The organism is Maridesulfovibrio bastinii DSM 16055, from assembly GCF_000429985.1.
GTDB lineage: Bacteria > Desulfobacterota > Desulfovibrionia > Desulfovibrionales > Desulfovibrionaceae > Maridesulfovibrio > Maridesulfovibrio bastinii.
Window position 1 is genome coordinate 51,809 of record NZ_KE387016.1, and the last position, 21,753, is coordinate 73,561.

General features: G+C 43.6%; 23 protein-coding genes. 14 read left to right on the forward strand and 9 right to left on the reverse strand.

The features are described from left to right. Nucleotides 1-13: 13 nt before the first annotated feature. From G496_RS0117695 to G496_RS0117730, 8 genes are all read right to left on the reverse strand, one after another. Nucleotides 14-802: a FliA/WhiG family RNA polymerase sigma factor gene (locus G496_RS0117695; protein ID WP_027180441.1), complete on the reverse strand. Its 789-nt coding sequence runs from the start codon at nucleotides 800-802 to the stop codon at nucleotides 14-16. Next, complete coding sequence (locus G496_RS0117700) at nucleotides 744-1,571, reverse strand: MinD/ParA family protein (protein WP_027180442.1); 828 nt, start codon at nucleotides 1,569-1,571, stop codon at nucleotides 744-746. The genes G496_RS0117695 and G496_RS0117700 overlap by 59 nt, the downstream gene beginning before the upstream one ends. Before the next feature lie 86 nt (nucleotides 1,572-1,657). Beyond that, the gene (locus G496_RS0117705) at nucleotides 1,658-2,749 is read right to left on the reverse strand and encodes a flagellar biosynthesis protein FlhF (RefSeq protein WP_027180443.1); all 1,092 of its coding nucleotides are present in this window, start codon (nucleotides 2,747-2,749) and stop codon (nucleotides 1,658-1,660) included. 12 nt (nucleotides 2,750-2,761) lie between these two features. Next, nucleotides 2,762-4,852 (reverse strand): flagellar biosynthesis protein FlhA, encoded by a 2,091-nt coding sequence (flhA, locus tag G496_RS0117710; RefSeq protein ID WP_027180444.1) that lies wholly within the window; start codon nucleotides 4,850-4,852, stop codon nucleotides 2,762-2,764. A gap of 54 nt (nucleotides 4,853-4,906) precedes the next feature. Further along, the gene (flhB, locus tag G496_RS0117715) at nucleotides 4,907-5,968 is read right to left on the reverse strand and encodes a flagellar biosynthesis protein FlhB (protein ID WP_027180445.1); all 1,062 of its coding nucleotides are present in this window, start codon (nucleotides 5,966-5,968) and stop codon (nucleotides 4,907-4,909) included. 9 nt (nucleotides 5,969-5,977) lie between these two features. Next, entirely contained in the window at nucleotides 5,978-6,790 is an 813-nt protein-coding gene (fliR, locus tag G496_RS0117720) for a flagellar biosynthetic protein FliR (RefSeq protein ID WP_027180446.1), read from the reverse strand. 197 nt (nucleotides 6,791-6,987) lie between these two features. Beyond that, nucleotides 6,988-7,893, reverse strand: coding sequence for a M23 family metallopeptidase (locus G496_RS0117725; protein ID WP_027180447.1), 906 nt, complete (start codon nucleotides 7,891-7,893; stop codon nucleotides 6,988-6,990). A 73-nt stretch (nucleotides 7,894-7,966) separates the two neighbouring features. After that, on the reverse strand, nucleotides 7,967-8,716 hold the full coding sequence (locus G496_RS0117730) for a tRNA lysidine(34) synthetase (RefSeq protein ID WP_027180448.1): 750 nt from the start codon (nucleotides 8,714-8,716) through the stop codon (nucleotides 7,967-7,969). A 253-nt stretch (nucleotides 8,717-8,969) separates the two neighbouring features. Here G496_RS0117730 and G496_RS0117735 point away from each other — a divergent pair, with 253 nt between their 5' ends. Genes G496_RS0117735 through moaC form a run of 4 tightly spaced genes read left to right on the forward strand, consistent with a single transcriptional unit; the run spans nucleotide 8,970 to nucleotide 12,080 of the window. Continuing rightward, entirely contained in the window at nucleotides 8,970-10,211 is a 1,242-nt protein-coding gene (locus tag G496_RS0117735) for a DUF4340 domain-containing protein (RefSeq protein WP_051295139.1), read from the forward strand. Between the two features lie 43 nt (nucleotides 10,212-10,254). Then, nucleotides 10,255-10,473, forward strand: coding sequence for a DNA-directed RNA polymerase subunit omega (gene rpoZ / locus G496_RS0117740; RefSeq protein ID WP_027180450.1), 219 nt, complete (start codon nucleotides 10,255-10,257; stop codon nucleotides 10,471-10,473). Between the two features lie 9 nt (nucleotides 10,474-10,482). Then, nucleotides 10,483-11,598, forward strand: coding sequence for a molecular chaperone DnaJ (gene dnaJ / locus G496_RS0117745; protein WP_027180451.1), 1,116 nt, complete (start codon nucleotides 10,483-10,485; stop codon nucleotides 11,596-11,598). 2 nt (nucleotides 11,599-11,600) lie between these two features. After that, on the forward strand, nucleotides 11,601-12,080 hold the full coding sequence (gene moaC / locus G496_RS0117750; protein WP_027180452.1) for a cyclic pyranopterin monophosphate synthase MoaC: 480 nt from the start codon (nucleotides 11,601-11,603) through the stop codon (nucleotides 12,078-12,080). Nucleotides 12,081-12,158: 78 nt separating this feature from the next. On the opposite strand, the gene G496_RS0117755 is transcribed toward moaC, so the two are convergent. Further along, the gene (locus tag G496_RS0117755; RefSeq protein ID WP_027180453.1) at nucleotides 12,159-13,127 is read right to left on the reverse strand and encodes a UDP-glucuronic acid decarboxylase family protein; all 969 of its coding nucleotides are present in this window, start codon (nucleotides 13,125-13,127) and stop codon (nucleotides 12,159-12,161) included. A gap of 151 nt (nucleotides 13,128-13,278) precedes the next feature. Here G496_RS0117755 and G496_RS0117760 point away from each other — a divergent pair, with 151 nt between their 5' ends. The 10 genes from G496_RS0117760 (at nucleotide 13,279) to G496_RS0117805 (ending at nucleotide 21,751) form a co-directional block, all read left to right on the forward strand. Further along, nucleotides 13,279-14,610, forward strand: coding sequence for a two-component system response regulator (locus tag G496_RS0117760; RefSeq protein ID WP_027180454.1), 1,332 nt, complete (start codon nucleotides 13,279-13,281; stop codon nucleotides 14,608-14,610). Between the two features lie 627 nt (nucleotides 14,611-15,237). Continuing rightward, nucleotides 15,238-15,615 (forward strand): NADH-quinone oxidoreductase subunit A, encoded by a 378-nt coding sequence (locus tag G496_RS0117765; RefSeq protein WP_027180455.1) that lies wholly within the window; start codon nucleotides 15,238-15,240, stop codon nucleotides 15,613-15,615. After that, on the forward strand, nucleotides 15,594-16,130 hold the full coding sequence (locus G496_RS0117770) for an NADH-quinone oxidoreductase subunit B (protein ID WP_027180456.1): 537 nt from the start codon (nucleotides 15,594-15,596) through the stop codon (nucleotides 16,128-16,130). Before G496_RS0117765 ends, G496_RS0117770 begins: the two co-directional genes overlap by 22 nt. Then, complete coding sequence (locus G496_RS0117775; protein WP_051295140.1) at nucleotides 16,130-16,657, forward strand: NADH-quinone oxidoreductase subunit C; 528 nt, start codon at nucleotides 16,130-16,132, stop codon at nucleotides 16,655-16,657. Before G496_RS0117770 ends, G496_RS0117775 begins: the two co-directional genes overlap by 1 nt. A 61-nt stretch (nucleotides 16,658-16,718) precedes the next feature. Continuing rightward, nucleotides 16,719-17,870: an NADH-quinone oxidoreductase subunit D gene (locus G496_RS0117780; protein ID WP_027180458.1), complete on the forward strand. Its 1,152-nt coding sequence runs from the start codon at nucleotides 16,719-16,721 to the stop codon at nucleotides 17,868-17,870. Between the two features lie 19 nt (nucleotides 17,871-17,889). Then, nucleotides 17,890-18,861 (forward strand): NADH-quinone oxidoreductase subunit NuoH, encoded by a 972-nt coding sequence (gene nuoH, locus G496_RS0117785; protein WP_027180459.1) that lies wholly within the window; start codon nucleotides 17,890-17,892, stop codon nucleotides 18,859-18,861. Nucleotides 18,862-18,873: 12 nt separating this feature from the next. After that, complete coding sequence (locus tag G496_RS0117790; RefSeq protein ID WP_027180460.1) at nucleotides 18,874-19,431, forward strand: 4Fe-4S binding protein; 558 nt, start codon at nucleotides 18,874-18,876, stop codon at nucleotides 19,429-19,431. A 2-nt stretch (nucleotides 19,432-19,433) separates the two neighbouring features. Then, complete coding sequence (locus G496_RS0117795) at nucleotides 19,434-19,949, forward strand: NADH-quinone oxidoreductase subunit J family protein (RefSeq protein ID WP_027180461.1); 516 nt, start codon at nucleotides 19,434-19,436, stop codon at nucleotides 19,947-19,949. A gap of 7 nt (nucleotides 19,950-19,956) precedes the next feature. Beyond that, nucleotides 19,957-20,253 (forward strand): NADH-quinone oxidoreductase subunit NuoK, encoded by a 297-nt coding sequence (gene nuoK, locus G496_RS0117800; RefSeq protein WP_034633859.1) that lies wholly within the window; start codon nucleotides 19,957-19,959, stop codon nucleotides 20,251-20,253. Nucleotides 20,254-20,257: 4 nt separating this feature from the next. Beyond that, complete coding sequence (locus tag G496_RS0117805) at nucleotides 20,258-21,751, forward strand: monovalent cation/H+ antiporter subunit D family protein (RefSeq protein ID WP_027180463.1); 1,494 nt, start codon at nucleotides 20,258-20,260, stop codon at nucleotides 21,749-21,751. Nucleotides 21,752-21,753 lie beyond the last annotated feature (2 nt).

Consider the following 21,753-nt stretch of genomic DNA (forward strand, 5'->3'; position numbering starts at 1 on the left):
TTATTTCTCCTTACTACTCCGGTTCGTATTGTTCCCGGAACATTTTTCTCAACTTTTGCAGGGCTTGTGAATGAAGCTGTGAAACTCGTCCTTCGGTTATTTCCATTACTTCGGAGGTTTCTTTCATATTTAGTTCCTCTCCGTAATATAAGGATAATACCAGTTTTTCGCGCGGCGTCAAACTTTCTATGAGGTCGGCAACCTTAAGAACGGTTTCCTGAAAAAGGGCTGACTCATAAGGCTCATTGTTAAAACCGCCATCTTTATTGCTGGAAAGATTATCACTGAATAAATCAAGGCTTACGCACATCTGGTTTTGCAGGGCTTCCAGACCCTGCTGAACTTCTTCAGCTGAAAATCCTGTAGCATTTTCAATCTGTTCCTGAGTTGGAGTCTGCCCAAGCTGATGCTCCAGCTCCCGTATCGTGCTTTCAATAGTCTTGACTTTCTGTCTGAGTCCTCTGGAAAACCAGTCCATGCGGCGCAGTTCGTCAAGCATTGCTCCCTTTATTCTGTTCTCGGAATAGGTTTCGAATTTAATACCGAGTTCAGGACGGAATTTCCCAAGTGATTCAACCAGACCGACACTTCCAGCGCTGATAAGTTCTCCAAGTTCGACGCTTTGAGGCAGCTTTGCCTTCATTCGCAAGGCAATAATACGTATCTTCGGAGAGTAATGCCTTACTATGGCTTCTCTCTCCGCTGGTGAAAAGTCTTCCCAGGCCGTGGTCCCTGATTCAAGATCAAGCCACGGATTGTTCCTGGAAGAGGAGTTTTTTCCAGAAGAACTTAATATTACCATCTAGCTCGGATGTTGGTTTCCATTTTGAAATTTTGTGCGCAGCTTCTTCAATCGCTTTGCCTGCCGGACAATCCGGATATAAGCTGCAGACCGGGGTCTGCTTTATTACAGCACTTCGCATATGCTGATCACGGGGGATAACCCCTACAAGGTCCAGTGAAATTCCGCTTAGGAAATGGTCACATGCTTTGTAAAGTTTGCTGAAAATCTCTTTTGCCGACTTCATGTCATTGGCCATATTGATAATGACCCGGAACTTATCTACTCCGTGATTGAGTTTCATAACTTTAATCAGGGCGTAGGCGTCTGTGAGAGATGTCGGCTCAGGTGTTACCACAAGCAACCGTTCCTGAACAGCAAGATTAAAGTAGAGCACGTTGTCATTGATGCCGGCACCGGTATCAACGATCAGGTAGTCCACTTCATCTTCAAGGTAATCCATAGCTTCAAGCAGGTCCAGTTTCTGACCGGTTGAGAGACTTACCATATCACCAACTCCGGATGAAGCAGGAAGTATGTCGAAACCGTAGGATGTTTTAAATAGTACATCCTTAAGTTTGCTGCCCTCATGGAAAAGATGGAACAGATTCAGGTCCGGTGCTATCCCCAGCAGAACATCTACATTAGCCAGTCCAAGGTCCGCGTCAAGGAGAACCACTTTTTTGCCCATCCTGCTTAAGTTATATGCAAGATTGACAGAAATATTGGTTTTGCCAACTCCCCCTTTACCGGAGGTGACTGAAAGGACCATAGGAAGATTGGTTGTCATCAGCATTACCCTGTATTATTTTAAGTCTTTATTACGTTGCTGTTTAAAATTATGCAACGTGTATTAATTATTTATTTTAACTGTTTTTACGCTGCGTTTCGTTTATGTCCGGGAAGCTGGTGTTTAAAAACAAGCCTCCAGAAATCTTTTTCGTCTGCTTCCACAATACTGTTGCGCAGTCCTGAGCCGAAAGACAGAGCGGAAACAGGTATTTCACATTCATGGGCCATATTTATAAGAGAACCGTAGTTGCATGATTCATCCAGCTTGGACCAGATAACACTCTCAAGTCTGGGGCAACTGTATTTTCTTATAAATACTCTGTATTGGGCCGGAGCGAAATAAGGATTCATAACCAGATGCACAGCCAGATCTTTGTTATCATCCAAGCCGTAAATGGCAAGCCATGTTTCAAGATCTGTGTCATTGCTGAGTCCTGGCAGATCAATAAAAATTCTGTCAAACGCCGGGCTTTCGCCGAGCAGGGCGATTACATCCTCCCGGGAGGCTATTTCCCTGAAACCAAGTCCTGAAAGGTCTGCATAATGTCTTAAAACCAGACGTCCTTTGCCCTGACCCTGATCTGCCGAAACAAGGCATATTCTGCTTTTGGGATTTTCTTTTTTTTCTTTTAAAGCCAGCCGGATTAAAGCTGAAGTTTTTCCTACTCCGTGCGGTCCTGCGAATGCGTGAAATTTATGGGGCCATTTTTTATGATTGAAAGGACATATTCTGGCAATTTTTTCGAGTGCCGGCAAAACCGCTTTGGTTTTGTCTCCGCAAAGTTCTCTGAAAAGTTTCAGAATTACTTTATCCGTAACACCTTCTTTTTCCAGATATTCCATTGCCAGACGCTGGCGGGGAGCAAGGAGAGAAAGGTTCATCTGCGGTTTCAGCAGGGCCATCATGTGATCTTTAATCTGATCCCATTCCCGGCTCCATTCTGGGATATTACTCATGGCAGCTCCAATGGTGTCATCTTTACTGCACTGATCAGCTGAGGTTTTTACTTCGGTGTCATTCTCAATATTATCCACAGCGACCATGATTTCATGGATCTTCCCGCCGGATTCTTCTACGCTCTTATTGCTGAGAATCACCGCACTGTCCCCGAATTCAGCTTTTATTTCTGAAAAAAGAGCAGCTGTACTTTTTCCCCTGAATGTCTTTACCCGCATAAGCTCACCTTTTTAAACTTCTACCATTCCGGCTGAGTAGATTCTAATGTCCGCAGGAATTTCAGCCTGAGATATTACAGGTATTGTAGGCAAGAAGCGTACCATCAGTTGGGCGATATGGCTCCTGAGCTGTGGAGGGCATAAAAGGACCGGCTGCCCGTCTGTTTCAAGAACATTTTCCGCCGTTTTATTGACAGATTGAATGAGCTGCTGTGCCGTGCCGGGGTCAAGAGCAAGGTATCCGCCGCCTTCAGCCGGGCGAACACCGTTGTTTAAGGTTGATTCAATATTTTGACCAAGGGTCATTATGGGCAGGCTTCCATCACTTGCAAGGTATGGCTTGATAATTGTCCTTCCCATGTGTGAGCGTACATATTCCGTGAGCTGCGCCGGATCTTTGATTGAAGCTCCATAATCTGACAGAGCCTCGACAATGGTGAGCATGTCACGAATGGATACATTTTCTTTGACCAGACTCTGAAGAACTTTCTGGACATTACCAAGTGACATGATTCCGGGAACAAGGTCTTCAACCGCTTTCGGAGCCCTTTTGGAAAGGTTGTCCAAAAGGTCCTGAGTTTCCTGTCTTCCAAGGAATTCATGCAGATTTCTGCGAAATACTTCGGTAAGATGTGTCGCAATAACTGTTGAGGGATCAACAACCGTATATCCTGCGAGCATTGCTTCTTCTTTCTGGGATTCCGGTACCCATACGGCAGGCAGGTTGAAGGCCGGTTCAACGGTTTCAACACCCTGAATTCTATGCTTGGCATCACCGGGGTCCATGGCCAGAAAATGATCTATAAGTATTTCAGCGGACGCAACAGCGTTACCTTTTATGAGCACTCTGTATTCACCGGGTTTGAGCTGAAGATTATCACGGAGATGCATTGAAGGAACAATTACACCCATATCAAGAGCAAACTGGCGGCGTATGGAACGGATTCTCGAAAGCAGATTGCCATTCTGGTCTTCATCAACAAGAGGAATCAGGCCGTAACCTACCTCAAGCTCAAGCTGATCAAGTGGCAGCAGGGATTGAACCTCTTCCGGGCTGTCCAGTGAAGGAGCCTCTCCGGATTTTTTGTCAGCTGCTTCATTCTCTGCATCTCCAGGCTGAATATCGCGGCCCATAAGGGAAAGCCCGTAAAGGAGAGCTGAAAGAGTGAAGAACGGGATTGTAGGCATACCGGGAACAATACCGAAAATTACAAGAATTCCTGAAACAAGTTTCAGTGCTCTTGAATTATGGGTCAACTGCCCGATAAATTCTTCACCCATCTTTGCTTCTGCAGCAGCGCGGGAAACAATGATACCGGCTGAAGTTGAAATAATCAGTGAAGGGATAGTGGAAACCAGACCATCACCGATTGTCAGCAGGGTGTAGGTCTGCGCGGCGTCCTGCCATGCCATTCCTTTTTGAAGGGTCCCGATGAGAATTCCGCCGATGATGTTGACGAAAGTAATAATGATACCGGCTTTAACATCTCCCTGTACAAACTTTCCAGCACCATCCATAGCTCCGTAGAAGTCAGCTTCCCGGCGTATGTCGGAACGCTGTTTCTGGGCTTCATCTTCATCTATAAGACCGGAGTTGAGGTCGGCTTCGATTGCCATCTGTTTACCGGGCATGGCATCAAGGGTAAATCTTGCGGCAACTTCAGCAATACGTGTTGTACCGGCAACGATAACTGTTTTGTTCAGGATGAATAGAATAAGAAATATGACTATACCGATAAGGTAGTTACCACCGACAACAAATTCACCAAAACTCTTAATAACGCTACCAGCGGCTGAGGTCCCTTCATCGCCATGAAGGAGAATTGCTCTTGTTGTCGCCACGTTCAGAGCAAGCCTCAAAAGAGTGGTGACCAGCAGGAGTGATGGAAAAATTGAAAATTCAAGAGGGGATATCATGAACATGGACGTAACGAGAATTACAAGTCCGAGAGAGATACTGACCGTCAGCATAAAGTCTATAAATAATGTCGGCAGAGGAATCAGCATAATAAAAAGGATAACTACAACTCCGCCGGCAAGGAGAAGGTCTCCGTGTTTGGAGAACTGAGAGTAATCGAGATTTATAGACTTGGCCTTGGACATAATTTTGACACCCCTTATTCAGGTCGTAATATTCTGTGACTTGGAAAAAACGTATCAGCGCTTGAATTTATTAAGTTTTGCCAGAATAGCGGCTACAGCCTGATACATTTCTTCCGGAATAATGTCACCGACTTCAACCTGTTTATACAAGGCCTGTGCCAAAGGCTTGTTTTCTCTGATGGGAACATTGTTTTCGCGGGCAATTTCTTTGATTTTTTCGGCCATTTTGTTTGTACCCTTTGCGAGAATCTGAGGGGCCGGGGCTAAGAGCGGGTCGTAGCGCAGAGCTATCGCATAATGAGTCGGGTTGGTTATTACCACATCCGCTTTTGGTACTTCAGCAATCATTCTTTGTTGAACCATAGCCATCATGCGCTGTTTCATCGCAGATTTAACTTTTTCATCACCTTCAGCCTGCTTACGTTCGTCTTTAACCTCATCTTTAGACATCTTGAGGTTTTCAGAATATTCATGGCGCATGTACCAGAGGTCTATCGCTGCGATGATTAGCATGGGCAGCATTGTGTACTTTATCATTTTATAGCCGACTTGAAGGACGTAGCTCGTGATTTCATGAGCATTTGCATAAAATAGTGGAATAAAATTATGCATTTCCTGTTTTATTACAATATAAGGAGCTATTGCGACCACGGCAGCCTGAAGAATGCTTTTTCCAAGTCTTACGAAGGTTTGAACGTCAAACAGAATCTTTTTTATTCCGTTGGTAATATTAAATATTTTACCAAATTTGGGCTTGAAGACTTTAGTTGTCCAAAGTTTTCCTACCTGAAGTCTGAGCGTAATAAATGAGACAAGGGCGATAAAAAGAAAAATAGGAAGAAGTAGAAGGGCAAGTTTCTCTGAACACCAGATAAAAAGAAGATATACTTTTTTCTGCGTTAACGGAGTTGAAAATCCTTTGGTGAAAAACCAGTGAAAAATTTCCTGAAATTGGTCATAATATATATTAATAACTACCTTAATAGCAATGACACCAGCAAGAAGGGTCATGGTTTTACCCATCTCCTGGCTTTTTGCGACATTCCCTTCGCCTCTTGCTTTTTTTATTCGTTTGGGTGTCGCTTTCTCGGTTTTACTAGGATCTTTTTCCGCCATATTTTTCTCCTAGCTTCCGGGAATTGTCCCTGAATGAATAGAAGGGCTGCCGGATTTTATCACGTTAAGCATATACTCGGGAATTCCTGCAACAAAACCGGAAACATGCATACCAAGTACCGTGAAGACCATACCGAGAAAAATAAGTCCTACAAGAATTTTTATCGGGAATCCGAGCATAAGCACGTTCATTTGCGGAGCCATTTTACCGATCAAAGCAAGTGCCAGGTCTATGACAAAAATAGAAGCAATAATAGGTGCTGCCACCTGAATTGCCAGAACAAACAGAGTCTCAGTTATATTCATTACCTGTGTATAAAGTGTTGGGCTTATAAGAAGCTCACCGGGCGGAATATACTCAAAAGTTTTAGCAATGCCGGATATCATGTATAGGTGTCCGTTAAGAGAGAGAAATATCAAAAGGGCGCACATATATAAAAAATGGGCGGTAACTGCTTCATTCGTTCCGGTTACCGGATCTAGAACATTTACCATGGAGAAGCCCATCTGGACTCCTATAAAGTTACCACCGGTTTGAATTGCGGCAAAAACTACAGTTATTACGATATTGAAAACAAGGCCGAGAATCAGCTCCCCAAGTATCATCAAAGCTATCTGGTATGGAGAAGCTGGCATTAGTGAACCGTCAAAAGATAATTGAGGCCAGACCGCAAGGGTTATTACCAGTGTTAGTGCAGCCTTTACCATATTGGGTATGGAAGAGCTTCCGAATACCGGCAGCAGAAACATAACTATACTCACCCTGAACAGAGTGAGATAGAAGCTGAGCAGATCAGATGGATTAAAATTGAAAAGCGTCATAATTTAATTTTTTTATTGTTTTCGCTAATCACTATGCAATTAAAGGGCCGACTTGTCTTCACTAATTTTGATTAACATCTGGCTTTCATATCGGCAAATATCAAAGGCCCTTCCGGATTAAATTTCCGAAAGGGCCTTGCTTTAAATTCTATTTATCCTGCTGTGCTGATTTGACTTAATGTCTGAATCCAAAGCAGTTAATTCAAAATATAGCGGAGCGGATTTACCGGAACTCCTCCAAGTCTTACTTCGTAGTGAACATGTGGTCCTGTTGATCTACCGGTGCTTCCGGCATATCCGATCAGCTCTCCACGAGTTACAACCTGTCCTTTTTTTACTCCAAGACGGCTCATGTGACCATATCTGGTAGTAACATTTGCTCCATGTCTTATTTTAATGCAGCGTCCATACCCGCCGTCAATGCCACTGAAAATAACTTTTCCCTTGGCCGGAGCATAAATGGCTGTTCCTATGGGGCATGAGATATCAAGGCCTTTATGGTATTCGCGTCTTCCGGTGAATGGTGAAGTTCTCCATCCAAATGGTGATGAAACCCAGCCTTCAACAGGCCAAATTGACGGAGTTGAATCCAGAACGTCCTGTTTTGAACGCATGGTATAAATTATCTGCTGCTGTCTTACTTCTTCGAGCCTTGCCTCAGTGTTCAGCTGCTCTAAAAATTCATGCATTTTTCTTACAAGCAGTTCCTGCCTGTATAGGGGCAGATAATTTTTAGAGAAATCAGCGTCTGTTGCTCCGCCTTTGGCGGTATCTTTTCCGGCAATACTCTGGTCGAGATTGATCATGACTCTGAGCTTTGAATCAAAATTTCGTACTCTATCAAGATCTTTGGAAATATTTTGCATTTTTTGCGATAGAGCCAGAATTTGGGTTTTCTGGTTCTGAACAGCATTTTCAGATTCAGAGAGCTGTCTTTCGAGTACAGAGTAATTTCTGTAGTAATTCCATAAATAAGCATTGCCTGCGGCAAGTCCTATAAAAAGAAGTGCCAATAAGCAAAAGGTACAGCCGTGAATTCTGAATTTACTGGCGTTTCCGTGAGGATCTCTGAAAACAACTATGTGATATCTTTTGAATAACATATTTTTGCTGGCTGATTTATCCGTGTTTTAAATTTGTAATATACCCAGCGATACTGAATAATTACTGAATTATCTATGTCGTTTTGATGTTTAAGTCAAGCTGCCAACGCTTTAAGGCGTTTATGATATTGTTCATTATTCGCGGATCTTTTTTCCATGAATCATAAACCCAGCTGTTTATGGTATTGCGCTTGGTTGTTCCATTTGAGGGGCAGTCGTTTGCCCATATTGGCAGGCCCCATTGTCTGGCAGCAGTTTTTATAAATTTCTTCTCAAGCATCAGAGCCGGCCTGATCATCTGCAATTTACCTTTAAAAAATGGTTCGTTTGCGGAAAGGCCGTCCACTCTCCCATTTTGCAGCATGTTCATAAAAAAAGTGGTAACAAGATCATCTGCATTGTGTCCCAGAGCAAGATGGGTAAGATTATATTGATCACAGAGTTCAAACAGTCTTTTTCTGCGCAACCTGCTGCAATAAAAGCATGCTGAATTTTTTCTGTTTTCAGGGCTGTGAGCGCGGGGGCCGAAATCTGTGAGCTCAATATGTGATGAAACTCCGTGTTCACTGCACCATGTTGAGAGGGGAATATGATTTTCCGGGTCGAATCCGGGATTTAAGTGCAATACCATTAATTCAATATTAAATGGCATAATAGCCTGTCTGATCAGCATGGTCCTGATCAGCACAAAGCTGTCAACGCCGCCTGAGACAGCGATTCCCACGCGTGAACCTTCCGAAACCATTTCGGTTTTCTGCATGAGCATCCCAATAGTTGAGACACATTTTTTTTGAGCGAAACTGAGTTTTCCCCATTTAGCCATTGAAACTGAATCCTGTGTAAGTATATATTCCTTTAAAAGTGTTTGTAAGATAGGCTTGCTTACAAAGCCTGCCGGGTTTCGGGACAATGCACTATTGTTGATTGACTCGCAAGCTAAGAATGGATATAATATACAATTGTCCTAAAGGCATAATTCTATTTAAAGGTTGCTATAATTGCTGAAGCACTTCGTTTTCTTTGTCTTTTTAGTCGCAGCCATTTGTGCGACCTTTTATTATGGTTCCCCCCGGACAGTGGGTAATCATCCGGACCCGGTATGGTCTGCCGCAGATACTAAAAAGATTGATCGTATTGATATTTATGTAAAAAAGAGTTGCGGATTCTCTCTTATCCGCAGTGCTTCCCATTGGAATGTTCTTATCCCGGGGTGGAAGGTTTCACCTTTTGCAGATTCAAAAAAAGTTAAAAATATTCTGGAGCTTCTGTCTACCGGCAGACCGCTTCATTATGTTGGCAGGATACGCAAGTCCGAACTATCTAAATACGGACTGGACCAACCGCGTATTGAAATAGTTACAGGGGGCGGACAGGTTCTTGATATTAAAATTGGCAAGGCTGTTCATTCCGGCGAAGGCTATTATGCTGTCAATTCTCTAAATAAAGATCAGCTTTTTCTTCTTGGAAAAAATTTTTCATCGCTTTACAGCGAAACTCCTAATTCTTTTTTTGATCTGCATCTTGTCAGGGGGAGTACTGAAGATGTCCGATCTGTGGGTATGAATATCGGGGAGACTTTTTCGTGGAAAATATCCAGAGATAATAAAAGTTCTGATTTTAAATTTCAGTTTCCGGCTTCATTCAGTGAAGATGTGAAAGTTTCATCGTCTGAATCAGACCTGCTGCTTCACTCTCTGATAGAAACCGGAGCTAAACTTCTGGTACAAAATTCCACCGGTAAAATTGAATCTCTGCTTCTTAGTGTTGATGTCGGTTTTAAAGATAATACCGTGCAGACGGTTCAGGTTTTCAGGACGGATAATGAAAAAAATCCGTTTATCGCCAATTCTACCGCTCAATATGGTAATTTCGTACTTGACAAAGGGCATGTAGATCAGTTGAAAAAGACGGCTTTCGACATGCGCAAGAGAAATATTTTATCCATTGAAACCGGCAAAGTCGGGTCAATGATAATAGAACAAGGAAATCAAACATTTAAAGCCTATAAGTCCGATGGCGTATGGAAGTCTCCCGCTCAGGATAAAAAACTTTTAGGCATTGACATGTCGTTATGGAGACTTAATGAATTAGAATTCGAGGCGGAATCGGTCAAAAGTCTTGGAGAAGAAGCCAGGCATGTGATGACCTGGAAGATAATGAACCGTTCCGGAGAAGAACTGGCAAAAGTTGAATTTCTCTCAGATCCGGGGCTGCCTGAGGGGCAGTGCTGGCTTTCTGTCGGAAACGGGACAGTTTATTATCCGGTTACCAATAAACTCCTTGAAGATTTGCAGGGACAGATTCCCCTTAGAAAATAACTCCGGAATAACTTCCGGATCCAACCGATGCTTTGGAGAACACATGGCACGCATTACAGTAGAAGATTGTCTGGCTAAAGTGGGAAATAGATTTCTTATTGTCCAAATGGCAATTAAGAGGGTTAAGCAGTATCGTGAAGGTTATACTCCTCTTGTTGAGTCCAAAAACAAGGAAGCTGTAACAGCTTTAAGGGAAATTGCTGCCAGCAAGGTTATTCCTGAAAGCTATCATACAAATACTTCCTCCAATTCAGATAACTAAGATTTAGTCATGTCCAAACGTTGTTATTATGAAGTCCTCGAGGTCAGTAGAGAAGCCTCTGAGGATGAAATCAAACGCGCCTACAGGAAAAAAGCGTTTCAGTTCCATCCTGACCGTAATCCCGGAGATGATGAAGCTGAAACCAATTTCAAAGAAGCTGCAGAAGCTTATGAAGTTTTAAGAGACCCCGAGAAAAGAAGCCTTTACGATCGTTTCGGGCACGAAGGCCTGAACAATAATGGCGGATTCGGCGGTTTTCAGTCTTCTGAGGATATCTTCGGTGCTTTTGGAGATATTTTTGGAGAGTTCTTTGGTTTTGGCCAAAGCCGTGGCGGACCGAGGGCAAGAGCTGGTTCCGATCTGCGCTATAATCTGGATATCTCGTTCAGAGAAGCTGCTAAGGGGACTGAAGTTGAACTCGATATTCCGCTGACTGACACTTGTGATGAGTGTGGAGGGACCGGGGCTGCTTCAGGGTCTTCTGTTGAAACCTGCCAGCATTGCCACGGAACCGGAACTGTTCATCAGAATCAGGGCTTTTTCAAAATAGCTGTATCCTGCCCGTCATGTCACGGTCGGGGACAGATTATCAAGGACCCCTGTAAAACCTGCCGCGGAAGGGGGACCGTCCGCAAGCAGAAGAGCCTCAGTGTGCGCATCCCTGCCGGAGTTGACAACGGCTCAAGACTTCGCCTCAGGGGTGAAGGTGAGGCCGGTGAAAACGGTGGACCGCACGGTGATCTCTATGTGGTGATTACCGTTAAGCCTGATGATGTCTTCAGACGTCAGGGACAGGACCTTGTCCTTACACAGGAAATCACTTTTGTTCAGGCTACGCTGGGCTGCAAATTAGAAATTCCCACTCTTGATGATCCTATTTCAATGGATATTCCTAAAGGAACTCAGAGCGGGGAAGTCTTTCAGCTTCGTGGTCTTGGTATGCCTTATCTCGGTGGCTCACATCATGGGGATCTTCTTGTGGAAGTTAAGGTCAAAACTCCGACCAAAATAACTTCACGTCAGGAAGAGCTTCTGAAAGAGTTTGAAAAGCTTGAAGATGAGAAGCCTATGAAAAAGGTTAAGAAAATTTGGAAAAAGGCTAAAGACAAAGTCATGGGAGATTAATAATGAGTTCCGGGTTTTCACATATAGATGCAGACGGCAATGCTGTCATGGTTGATGTTTCCGGAAAAGTGGACACTGTCCGTAAGGCTATTGCCAGAGGCATAGTCAAGGTTTCCGGTAAGACCATGGATCTTTTGTTGAGCAAGGCCCTTCCTAAAGGTGATGCTTTGAATACTGCAAAGATTGCAGGTATTCTTGCTGCAAAGGAAACCCATAATCTTATTCCGTTATGTCATCCTCTCCCATTGAGTTATGTTGACGTACGGTTTGAAGTTAAAAAAGAACTCAATATAATAGAAGTGGAAGCTGAAGCCAGAACTACAGGAAGAACCGGCGTTGAAATGGAAGCGCTGATAGCAGTTCAGATTGCAGCGGCAACTATTTACGACATGTGTAAAGCCGTTCAGAAAGATATTGTGATTTCAGATTGCCGCCTTGTTTATAAAGAGGGTGGTAAGTCAGGAGTTTTTTCTGTGGAATAGTTTTTGTCCGTATTTTGCTTAAATTATGAAGCCGGTCAACTTTTGTTGGCCGGCTTTTTTAGTGTTTGTATGATCGGGTTATTGATGATTATTTTTGATTCCTTTTGATAGAATTTTTTCAAAATATTCTATTGTCGGTTTCAGGCCTACTTCCAGTGGAGTAGAAGGTGTCCATTTCAATTTTCTCTTAGCCAGAGAAATATCAGGTTTACGCTGGCAGGGATCATTTTCCGGCAATGGATTATATTTAATTTTTGATGACGATCCCGTCATATCTTTAATGATTTCAGCAAGATTTTTTATGCTGAATTCTTTAGGGTTTCCAAGGTTGACCGGACCTATAAATTCATCCGGGCTGTCCATGGTCTTTACGAAAGCATCTATCAGGTCATCAACATAACAAAATGATCTTGTCTGTGATCCATCCCCGTATAATGTTATCGGCTCATTCTTAAGAGCCTGCACTATAAAGTTTGAAACAACACGACCATCATTCATGGCCATATTAGGGCCATATGTATTAAAAATACGAGCAACTTTAATTTTTAATCCGTGTTGGCGGTGATAATCGAAAAAAAGCGTTTCCGCACATCGTTTACCTTCATCATAGCAGGCTCTTAGGCCAATGGGATTGACATTACCCCAATATGATTCTTCCTGTGGATGTATTTTAGGGTCACCATACACTTCAGATGTTGAGGCCTGAAAAATTTTTGCCTTCACTCTTTTGGCAAGACCCAGCATGTTTATGGCACCATGAACTGAGGTTTTGGTGGTTTGCACCGGGTCAAATTGATAATGTATGGGGGAAGCAGGGCACGCAAGGTTGAAAATATTATCCGTTTCAACATATAGTGGAAAGGTAATATCATGGCGCATAATCTCAAAATAAGGATTATCCATAAGCTCAAGAATATTAGCTTTCATCCCGGTGTAATAGTTATCAATACATAAAACTTCATGTCCGAGATCCAGTAGTCTTTTGCAGAGGTGTGATCCCAGAAAACCGGCTCCGCCAGTAACGAGAAAATGCTGACCTTGATTCATTTATACTCCATTATATAAGCAACTATCATATATTACTTTCTTTACGTCCTTTTATGTGATAATTCAAGCGACGATGAATAATAAAGTGTTGTAGAGGTGTAATCTTTTTACGGTGGAGGAAAGCTCTTGCATAGAGTCTTTCGGGGTGATTATGTCGGAAAAACTAAAAATTCTGATTGTTGATGACAATCAGGTCAATCTGACCCTTTTGGAAAAATTGCTTGTCAATGAAGACGCACATATCTTTTTAACGTATAGTGGCTCGCAAGCCATTGAACTTGTTTCTGAAAATGATTTTGCTTTGATACTTCTCGATGTCCAGATGCCGGGTATGGATGGTTATGAAACAGCGCGGGAAATTAAAAAAAATCCTAACGGTAAACTGGTTCCGATAATATTTCTAACTGCGATTTATAAAGATCCTGAATATGCCAGAATGGGCTATGATGCCGGTGCTGTGGACTTTTTGACACAGCCCATCGATCCACCGACTCTACGAAGTAAAGTTGGTGTTTTTCTTGAGTTGAAGAGGCAGAAAGATCTTCTGGAACAGGAGATAAAACAGAGAAAAAGAACAGAACAGGCTTTGCGTGTTGCGGAAGAAAAATATCGAAATATTTTTTATAGAGCTGTTGAGGGAATTTTCCGCTCTACTCTTGAAGGAGTTTTCGTTGAAGCCAACCCAGCTTTTGCGCGTATTCTTGGTTTTGATTCTGTAGCTGAACTGGTTGAATATACGGCAGAAGGCGGGAGTTTTATGGACCCCGATGAAAGATCTTTTTATATTGAAAGATTAAAAAGGGATCGTAGTCTAAATGATTATGAAATACGGGCCACGACTAAAAACGGTACGAAAATATGGGTCTCTGAAAGTTCCAGACTATTTGAAGAAGACGGTGAGTTTTATATTGAAGGCGTAGTTGAGGACATAACCCAGAGAAAAATGTCTGAAATTCAGTTGCAGGAGAAAGCAACGGTTGATGCATTAACTGGCATCCCCAATCGATATTTATTTTTTGATCGACTTGAAAATTCAATTGAAAATGCAAAACGCTATAAGAATGAATTAGCTTTGCTGTTTATAGATCTGGATGATTTTAAATCTGTAAATGATGAGTATGGTCATCAAGCCGGGGATATTCTTCTTTCGAGTGTGGCTTGCCGACTGAAGACAAGGCTTCGTTCTTCAGACACCCTTGCCCGGCTTGGTGGGGATGAATTTTGTGTGCTGCTGGAAAGGCCCTTGGATAGAGAAAGCGTTGCTAAGGTTGCTCAGGATTTTATATCCTGCCTCACTGAACCATTTAGTTTTTTAGGTATAAAGTGCCAGATCGGAGCAACTATTGGTATCAGTCTTTTCCCAGAGGATGCCAGTAGTCCGCAGGATCTTGTACGAAAAGCTGACGAAGCTATGTACATGGTTAAAGGGGATAATAAAAGACGCTTTGCATTTTGTTATAACGGAGTCTGCAAAATGCTTTAGTTTTATTTTGCATATTTTCCTGATTCTAAGAGGGCAGTCCTGCAAAGGGGCTGTCCTTTTTTTGGGTCCAATGAAAATTGGGTAATCATTTTCCAAGAAAAAAGAGACAGATATCCGAATGATGTATAACTTATATCCATGTATATCTATCAAATTCATAGAAATTAATTTATGATAACCAAAACAACTAATATTTTACATAAATATTGTGAAAAAAAGAACTAATATGGTCGTTATAACCAATGACCTTTTTTTATAAAAATTATCTTAAAAATCGAACTTGATTCTAGGGAAATGGGACAAAACAATACAGTCAGCTATCGGGATAATAGTGACCCTAATTGTAAAACTAGAGTGGGTCATATTAGTATATCTACTTATATTATTGATATTTTATATGTGATAATTTTTTCACAAATATATATGCGTCAATTCAAAGTGCATATTAGTAGCCTGAGATGTTCTTGACACTAGTCAACCGCGGTGCAATAGACTCTAATAAAAATAGGCGGTTCACCTGTAATCTATTGAGGTTATAACAAACTTTGAAAAAGGTTGATCGCTTAAAAATTTTAAATAGTTATTTTTTTGTGTTATCTTTTTCAAAATAATAACTGTGAGGTGAAAATGGTTTTTACCTGGCTCCAGTTGGCAATCTTCCTTTTTCTTTTTGTCGGCCTCTTGTTTGCCGGTGGCCCGCTTTTGTTAGCCTGGGTTATAGCCCCGAGGGCAAAGGGCGGAGATATGGGGATGCCATTCGAATGTGGAATACGTCCTTATGGAAGTCCATGGACCAGATTTGGCGTGAACTACTATGTTTACGCTCTGCTGTTTCTGGCTTTCGATGTTGACGTACTTTATCTGTTCCCGGTTGCCGTCCAATACCCTCAGACCGAAGGTATGGGTGCTTTTTTCAAACTGTTGATTTTTGTCGCTGTGCTTGCTGCCGCGATAATTTATTTCTGGAGAAAAGGGGTATTTTCATGGCCGCGGAAGATTTCCTGACCGAGAACGGTCATCAGATTGGTGATGGACTTGTAAGGCTGGAACTGGCTGAGAATATTCTGGATGTCTGCCGTTCCATGTCAATCTGGCCCATGACTTTTGGGCTGGCTTGCTGTGCAATTGAAATGATGGCTGTTGGAATGGCCAGATTTGATATGGCGAGATACGGGGCAGAAGTCTTCCGTCCTTCCGCACGGCAAGCGGACCTTATGATTGTGGCGGGGACTGTAACTAAAAAAATGGCCCCAGCTGTAGTTAGATTGTACGAGCAGATGCCGGCCCCGAAATGGGTAATGGCTCTAGGTAACTGTGCTATTTCCGGAGGTCCATTCAAATTTAAAGGGCAGTACGGGATTGTTGAAGGAGTGGATCAGATTATCCCGGTGGATGTTTACGTCCCGGGTTGCCCTCCAAGGCCGGAAGGACTTCTTGAAGGCTTGTTTGAACTTCAGAGAAAGATAACCGGTAAACGCTGGTGGCCTGTGCCTGTATCTCTGGCAAAGGAGCTATCCTGATGAGCGATACATTTTTCAAATCTGTCACTCCGTTAATGGTCGAAAAAAGCGAATTCAGTAAAACCGGAATCGATTATTCAATTTTTCTGGATAGCAGCGATCTGACCAAAGCTGCTTCGGAGATGATGAAAAAAGATTTTTATCTGGAAGATGTAAGTGCCGCTGATTTTGCTGAGGGCTATCTGCTGACATACCATTTCAGTGGATATTCAAAAAGTGAGAGAATCGCTTTGCGAGTGGTTGCCGACCATGATTCTCCTGAGGTGCCAACTATTTCGACAGTTTTTCATGGGGCTGACTGGCACGAGCGGGAATGCTTCGATTTCTTTGGTATCAGATTTACTGATCATCCCAATTTAATTCCTCTGCTTCTTGACCCTGACGGAGCTAGTGCTGTGCTCTGCAAAGAAGAAAAGGACAGAAAGGAAATCGCCGACCTGATTATCTCGGGAGACATTGTCTTTAAGAGAGATGATTTCAGTCTATTGGATAAGTCTGAATCTGCTGATGAAAATGTTGAAGCATAGAATCTGACATACGGAGCAACTACCTGCGACCAGATAACGGTCCAAACAGGAAGAACAAAAGATGAACGCATTTCCCGATGGTGATTTTTATACCAGGCATTTTGAGAAGGGTTCTCAGGAAGGAACGCTGATACTCAATATGGGACCTCAGCATCCTTCAACTCATGGAGTATTGAGAGTCGTACTTGAGCTTGATGGAGAATATATTGTCAGGGCTGAACCTGTTCTTGGTTATCTCCATCGAATGCATGAGAAAATGGCTGAGGTTAAAACTATATCCCAGTTTATGCCGAACATGGGAAGAGTTGACTATCTGCATCCACTGGCATGGAACCATGCTTTCAGCTGTGCGGTTGAGAAACTCGGAGGAATAGAAGTTCCCGAGAGAGCCGAATTTATACGCGTAATTACTTCTGAGCTGAATAGAATTACATCCCATCTGGTCTGGTGGGGGGCCTATCTTCTGGATCTCGGTGCTTTTACACCGATCATGTATGCCTTTGATGACCGTGAAAAAATTATGGACCTTCTCATGGGACCGACCGGAGCCAGACTTACATACAGCTCCTTCAGATTCGGTGGAGTTGTCCATGATGTTGATGATTCTTTCTTAAAGGGATGTGCTGAGCTGATTCCATATTTGCGCAACAGACTGCCCATGTACAAGGCTCTGGTCACGGACAACATCATTCTTCGCAAGAGAATAGAAGATATTGGAATAATCGATAAGGATATGTGCCTGCGATACGGCGCAACCGGACCTGTTGTCAGGGGAGCCGGTGTAAAAACTGACGTCCGTATTACTGAACCATATTCAGTTTATGACAGGTTTGAGTGGGATGTTCCTGTTTACGACAAAGCTGACAGTATGGCCCGCTATCTTGTGAGAATCGATGAGATTGAGGAGAGCCTGAAGATTGTCGAGCAGGCTGTGAAGATGATTCCGGAAGGGGAGCACATAGTCAAAAAAGCTCCTAAGCCGACATGGAAAGCTCCTGCTGGAGAGGTTTATTGCGCTGTGGAAGGAGCAAGAGGCAAAATCGGAATACATATCATAAGTGACGGCGGTAAAAATCCTTACAGAATTAAATTGAGAGCTCCGGGTTTCAGTAATCTGAGCCTGTTCGCTGAGTGTGGAAAGGGCACTCTACTGGCCGATGCTGTAGCGATTCTCGGTAGTCTGGATATGGTTATTCCTGAAATCGACAGGTAAAAAATAAGGAACCTATGTTATGCCACAAATCCCGATAGAATTAATAAAGCTGGTAATAGCCGTGGTGGCCGTAGCCGCTTTTGTCGGACTTAACGCTTTGATACTTGTGTATCTGGAACGTAAAGTCGCCGGCCATATCCAAAGACGCCCGGGGCCCTTTGAAGTCGGTCCTCACGGATTGCTTCAGCCGCTTGCTGATGCTGCAAAGCTGATCGGAAAGCAGCTTTTCACTCCTGACGGAGCAGATAAGTGGCTTTTCTGGATAGCTCCTATTCTTGCTTTCCTACCGGTTCTTCTTCTTTTTCTTCCAATTCCGTTCGGTCCTGTTCTGACAGGAATGGACGTTAATCTTGGACTTTTGCTCATTCTTGCATTTTCCGGGTTCAACGTGCTTGCTCTTTGTCTCGCAGGATGGAGCTCACATAATAAATGGGGTCTCCTCGGTGCTGCCAGAGCTGTTTCTCAGTCTGTAGCCTATGAAATACCTCTTCTTCTTGCTGTTCTGGCAATAGCTTTTACCACCGGTTCTCTTAATTTAAGTGAAATCGTAGCAGAGCAGGGTGGTTGGCCGTGGCAGTGGAACATCATCGTTCAGCCTCTTGCATTTGTAATATATTTTATCAGTGCTCTCGGTGAAACAAACCGTGCTCCATTCGACCTTCCTGAAGCTGAAAGTGAACTTACTGCCGGTTTCCATACTGAATATTCAGGAATGGGATTTGGTCTATTTTTCCTTGCTGAATATGCGAATATGGTTGTGGTCTGTTCTGTTGCCGTGGCCCTATTCCTTGGAGGATGGCAAGGTCCATTTTTTGAAGGAACATGGTGGTTCTTGGCAAAGGTCTACATACTTCTTCTGGTCATGATCTGGTTTAGGTGGACCTATCCCAGAGTCCGTTTTGATCAGCTTTTGAATATCAACTGGAAATGGCTCATGCCTCTGGCGTTAATAAACCTGCTGGCAACCGCTCTCTTAACCAAGCTCGTATAGAAAGGTATTGTTATGTCTTGTTTCAAACAATTCTGGGATAATGTCTCCAGCCTGTGGAGTCTGATTGTCGGGCTGAAAATCACAGGCAAGTACAGCATTGATAAGCAGGTTACACTGCACTATCCGCGCGAAACTGTTCCTGATGAAGATCTGGAAAAATTTCGTGGACATATCGAGCTTGTCGGTAAGCCAAAATCTCCGGATAAGCCGAAGTGCATAGCGTGCATGATGTGTGTCACCGCCTGTCCCAGTAAATGTATAACTGTCGTCAAGGCCAAGGCTCCGAAACCTACCGATGAAGAGCTTAAAGCCATGAAGGAAGCCGAGGAACGCGGAGAAAAAGTCCAAAAGCCAAAAGCTCCGAAAGAACCTGCAAAATTTATCTGCGATTATTCGCTGTGCTCATTTTGCGGATCATGTGTCGAGAATTGTCCCGTAGGGTCTCTTCGTTACTCGGAAAATGTATATTTTGCCTCTACCGACCGAAATGCTTTCAAGATTGATCTTCTTGAAAGATTGAAAAAACAGGCTGGTTGCGGCGAAGCTGAAAACTCAAGCAGGGAAGACTGATTATGGAAATGTTGGCAAAGTTGGCATTTGTTGTCTACGCGGTCTTCGTTCTTGGAGGAGGATGCCTTGCAGTCGGCGCGCACAGTCTTGTTCGCGCTCTGGTCGGGCTAATCTGCTCGCTGCTTGGTGTAGCCGGAATGTATATGCTTCTGGCAGCACCGTTCATGGCTTTCATGCAGATCCTCATCTACGTCGGGGCCGTCTGTGTTCTTGTTTTTTTCGCGGTCATGCTAACCAGAGCGGATGCCGGGGGGGAAGAAGCCGGAGCCAGAAAACCGGTGAAAGCTTTTCTTTCTTCACTGGCTTTCATTTCGCCGGTTTTCATACTCGGTCTGGTTATTGTCAATTTTCAACCGGCCAGCAAAGCCATTCCGGTTGAAGTTCCATTGGCTGAACTCGGGCAGGGGCTTCTTGGAGACTACACTCTCGCTTTTGAGCTGATCTCAGTAGTTCTGCTTGCTGCCATGGCCGGTGCCGTTCTGCTTACTTTTGAAAAGAGAGGAGGGCACAGTGCTTAGTAATCTCATGATTTACCAGTTGATAGCTCTGAGCCTTCTCGGCATTGGATTATATGGGCTTGTCTGGCGCAAGAGCCTTGTTGGAATGCTCATTTCTGTTGAGTTGATGCTAAACGGAGCGGGGCTCTCAATTGTTGCCGCTTCACAGCTTACTGAAGCCGATGGTGCCTCCGGCCAGATCGCAACCCTTTTCGTTATGGGGCTGGCCGCTGCTGAAGCTACACTTGTGCTTGCCATTATCATTGTTGTTGCGAAACGTTTCAAAAGCACTGAGACAGACGCTGTTTCAAGGCTGAAGGGATAATTCCATGACACTTTCAACAGAATTCGTAACAAGTTCCCGGGTGCTGATTCCCCTTGCCATAACCATGGCGGCTCCATTTTTAATTTGGATTTTTAGGGCTAATGAAAACAGACGCGAGGCTGTTTCCATCTGGGCCGGAATCCTGACATTCATTTCTGTAGCTTCCATGATTCCGGCTGTTCTTGAGGGAACAATACGTAAATTTACCCTTTTTACTATCTTACCTGGTATTAATGTTTCTTTTGCGGCTGACGGGCTTTCCTTTGTTTTTGCTCTGGTTGCCTCACTCCTGTGGATATTCGCGACCAGTTACAACATAGGATATATGCGCAGCCTGAATGAACACGCTCAGACCAGATATTACTTCTGCTTTGCCGTCGCGATATTCGGTGCTCTCGGCGTGGCTTTTTCCGCAAACATTTTTACCCTCTATCTTTTTTATGAGGTTATTTCAGTCTTTACCTATCCTCTTGTCGCCCACCATCAGGATGATGAAGGATTTGCCGGAGCCAGAAAATACATGGTTTACCTTATGGGTACATCCAAATTGTTTTTCCTGCCGGCTATGGTGCTGACTTATGTTATTGCCGGAACACTCGATTTCCATCTCGGTGACATCTCGACCGGTATTTTCCCGGCTGATGCCGACCCGACACTGGTTACAATAACTTATGTTTTATACATAGCAGGTCTGGCTAAAGCCGCTTTGATGCCGTTTCATAACTGGCTGCCTTCGGCGATGGTCGCACCGACACCTGTTTCCGCGCTGCTTCATGCTGTGGCAGTTGTTAAGGCCGGTGTTTTCTCCGTTTCCAGAGTCATTCTTTCCGGATTTGGTGTTGATCTTATGAACCACTTGAATCTGGGTATCCCCACAGCTTATCTGGCGGCTTTCACCATTGTGGCGGCATCGCTCATCGCTTTAACCAAAGATGATATCAAGGCAAGACTGGCATATTCTACAGTCAGTCAGCTTTCATACATAATTATAGGTGTAGCGATGTTAACGCCTGAAGCTGTTCAGGGTGGACTGATGCATATTGCTCACCATGCGTTTTCTAAAATAACTCTGTTCTTTGCAGCCGGTGCAATTTTTGTTGCAACAGATCTCAGGAGTATCCGTAAAATGAACGGATTGGGACGCAAAATGCCATGGACATTCGGAGCTTTCGCCATAGCCAGTCTGTCTATGATTGGTGTGCCTCCGGTCTGCGGCTTTGCCACCAAATGGTATCTGGTTAAGGGAACATTGGCTATTGGACAGATTCCACTTTTGCTTGCTTTGCTGGCCAGTACGTTCCTTAATGCCGGCTATTTTGGTCCGGTTGTTTACAGGGCATTTTTTAAAGCTCCCGCAAAAGGTGTGGATATTGAAAGTTTTCATGAGGCCCCGGTCTGTATGGTTGTTCCTCTATTCACCACGGCCCTGATATCAGTTCTGCTTGGACTGTATCCGCAGACTTTCCTGAACTTTATTAACATCTTCGGTAAATTCTAGGA

Coding starts and splice junctions, on each gene's coding strand:
- G496_RS0117695 (WP_027180441.1), bottom strand. CDS start 802: ATGGTAATATTAAGTTCTTCTGGAAAAAACTCCTCTTCCAGGAACAAT.
- G496_RS0117700 (WP_027180442.1), bottom strand. CDS start 1,571: ATGACAACCAATCTTCCTATGGTCCTTTCAGTCACCTCCGGTAAAGGG.
- G496_RS0117705 (WP_027180443.1), bottom strand. CDS start 2,749: ATGCGGGTAAAGACATTCAGGGGAAAAAGTACAGCTGCTCTTTTTTCA.
- flhA (WP_027180444.1), bottom strand. CDS start 4,852: ATGTCCAAGGCCAAGTCTATAAATCTCGATTACTCTCAGTTCTCCAAA.
- flhB (WP_027180445.1), bottom strand. CDS start 5,968: ATGGCGGAAAAAGATCCTAGTAAAACCGAGAAAGCGACACCCAAACGA.
- fliR (WP_027180446.1), bottom strand. CDS start 6,790: ATGACGCTTTTCAATTTTAATCCATCTGATCTGCTCAGCTTCTATCTC.
- G496_RS0117725 (WP_027180447.1), bottom strand. CDS start 7,893: ATGTTATTCAAAAGATATCACATAGTTGTTTTCAGAGATCCTCACGGA.
- G496_RS0117730 (WP_027180448.1), bottom strand. CDS start 8,716: ATGGCTAAATGGGGAAAACTCAGTTTCGCTCAAAAAAAATGTGTCTCA.
- rpoZ (WP_027180450.1), top strand. CDS start 10,255: ATGGCACGCATTACAGTAGAAGATTGTCTGGCTAAAGTGGGAAATAGA.
- dnaJ (WP_027180451.1), top strand. CDS start 10,483: ATGTCCAAACGTTGTTATTATGAAGTCCTCGAGGTCAGTAGAGAAGCC.
- moaC (WP_027180452.1), top strand. CDS start 11,601: ATGAGTTCCGGGTTTTCACATATAGATGCAGACGGCAATGCTGTCATG.
- G496_RS0117755 (WP_027180453.1), bottom strand. CDS start 13,127: ATGAATCAAGGTCAGCATTTTCTCGTTACTGGCGGAGCCGGTTTTCTG.
- G496_RS0117760 (WP_027180454.1), top strand. CDS start 13,279: ATGTCGGAAAAACTAAAAATTCTGATTGTTGATGACAATCAGGTCAAT.
- G496_RS0117765 (WP_027180455.1), top strand. CDS start 15,238: ATGGTTTTTACCTGGCTCCAGTTGGCAATCTTCCTTTTTCTTTTTGTC.
- G496_RS0117770 (WP_027180456.1), top strand. CDS start 15,594: ATGGCCGCGGAAGATTTCCTGACCGAGAACGGTCATCAGATTGGTGAT.
- G496_RS0117775 (WP_051295140.1), top strand. CDS start 16,130: ATGAGCGATACATTTTTCAAATCTGTCACTCCGTTAATGGTCGAAAAA.
- G496_RS0117780 (WP_027180458.1), top strand. CDS start 16,719: ATGAACGCATTTCCCGATGGTGATTTTTATACCAGGCATTTTGAGAAG.
- nuoH (WP_027180459.1), top strand. CDS start 17,890: ATGCCACAAATCCCGATAGAATTAATAAAGCTGGTAATAGCCGTGGTG.
- G496_RS0117790 (WP_027180460.1), top strand. CDS start 18,874: ATGTCTTGTTTCAAACAATTCTGGGATAATGTCTCCAGCCTGTGGAGT.
- G496_RS0117795 (WP_027180461.1), top strand. CDS start 19,434: ATGGAAATGTTGGCAAAGTTGGCATTTGTTGTCTACGCGGTCTTCGTT.
- nuoK (WP_034633859.1), top strand. CDS start 19,957: ATGATTTACCAGTTGATAGCTCTGAGCCTTCTCGGCATTGGATTATAT.
- G496_RS0117805 (WP_027180463.1), top strand. CDS start 20,258: ATGACACTTTCAACAGAATTCGTAACAAGTTCCCGGGTGCTGATTCCC.